Consider the following 1,783-nt stretch of genomic DNA (forward strand, 5'->3'; position numbering starts at 1 on the left):
GTTGCGTGTTCAAGCGTTCTGCTGGACGACATCCATCAACCTTGGGAGGGGTCATGCTGGAACAACACGGTTTGACGCTGGCGCTGATCTGCGCCGGCGTGGCGATCATCTACGGCGTGGTGGCAGCGCGCTGGATCCTGAAACAGCCTGCGGGCAACGCCCGCATGCAGGAAATCGCGGCGGCCGTGCAGGAAGGCGCCAGCGCCTACCTCAACCGCCAGTACACCACCATCGGCATCGCCGGCATCGTGCTGCTCGSRCTGATCGGCTTCTTCGTGTCGTGGGCCAGCGCCATCGGCTTCCTGATCGGCGCGGTGCTGTCCGGCGCCGCCGGCTACATCGGCATGAATGTCTCGGTCCGCGCCAACGTGCGCACGGCAGAGGCCGCCACCAAGGGCATGAGCGCGGCGATGGACGTGGCCTTCAAGGGCGGCGCCATCACCGGCATGCTGGTCGTCGGCCTGGGCCTGCTGGGCGTGGCCGGCTACTACGCCGTGCTTCATCTGCATCTCGGCTACGGCACCGCCGACGCGCTGCACGCGCTGGTCGGCCTGGCGTTCGGCTCATCGCTGATCTCGATCTTCGCGCGCCTTGGCGGCGGCATCTTCACCAAGGGTGCCGACGTCGGCGCGGACCTGGTGGGCAAGGTGGAAGCCGGCATTCCCGAAGACGACCCGCGCAACCCGGCGGTGATCGCCGACAATGTGGGCGACAACGTCGGCGACTGCGCCGGCATGGCGGCCGATCTGTTCGAAACCTATGCGGTCACCATCATCGCGACGATGCTGCTCGGCAGCCTGATGATGGCGCAGGCGGGCGAACACGCGGTGCTCTACCCGCTGGTGCTCGGCGGCGTATCGATTATCGCCTCGATCATCGGCGCGATGTTCGTGAAAGTGAAGGCGGGCGGCTCGATCATGGGCGCGCTCTACAAGGGCGTGATCGTGTCGGGCGTGCTGGCCGCCATCGCGTTCTATCCGATCACCACGCAGCTGATGGCGGATTCGTCCTACGGGGCGATGAACCTCTACTTCTGCGCGCTGGTCGGCCTGGTGCTGACCGGGGTGATCGTGTGGATCACCGAGTACTACACCGGCACCCAGTACGCGCCGGTGAAACACGTCGCCGCAGCATCCACGACGGGGCACGGCACCAACATCATCGCGGGCCTCGGCGTGTCGATGCGCTCGACCGCGTGGCCGGTGGTGGCGGTGTGCATCGCGATCCTCGGCGCCTACGCGCTGGGCGGCCTGTACGGCATCGCCATCGCGGCGACCGCGATGCTGTCGATGGCCGGCATGATCGTCGCGCTGGACGCGTACGGCCCGATCACCGACAACGCCGGCGGCATCGCGGAAATGGCGGAACTGCCGCCGGAGATCCGCAACATCACCGATCCGCTGGACGCCGTGGGCAACACCACCAAGGCGGTGACCAAGGGCTATGCGATCGGATCCGCCGCGCTGGCGGCGCTGGTGCTGTTCGCCGACTACACGCACAACCTGCAGACCGCACATCCGGGGACGGTGTTCACCTTCGACCTGTCCAACCATCTGGTGATCGTCGGCCTGCTGATCGGCGGCCTGATTCCCTACCTGTTCGGCGCAATGGCGATGGAAGCCGTGGGCCGCGCGGCAGGCAGCGTGGTGGAGGAAGTGCGGCGCCAGTTCCGCGAGATCCCCGGGATCATGGCCGGCACCGCCAAGCCGGACTACAGCAAGGCCGTCGACATGCTGACCAAGTCGGCAATCAAGGAAATGGTGGTTCCTTCGCTGCTTCCCGT

Annotated in this window: 1 protein-coding gene; it reads left to right on the forward strand. The window is 66.8% G+C overall.

All coding sequences use genetic code 11. The features are described from left to right. Positions 1-53: 53 nt before the first annotated feature. On the forward strand, positions 54-1,783 hold a 1,730-nt coding region (locus AC04L7_RS17975; protein ID WP_475513605.1), incomplete at its 3' end, for a sodium-translocating pyrophosphatase.

This window comes from Pseudoxanthomonas sp. LjRoot204_2 (assembly GCF_056175765.1).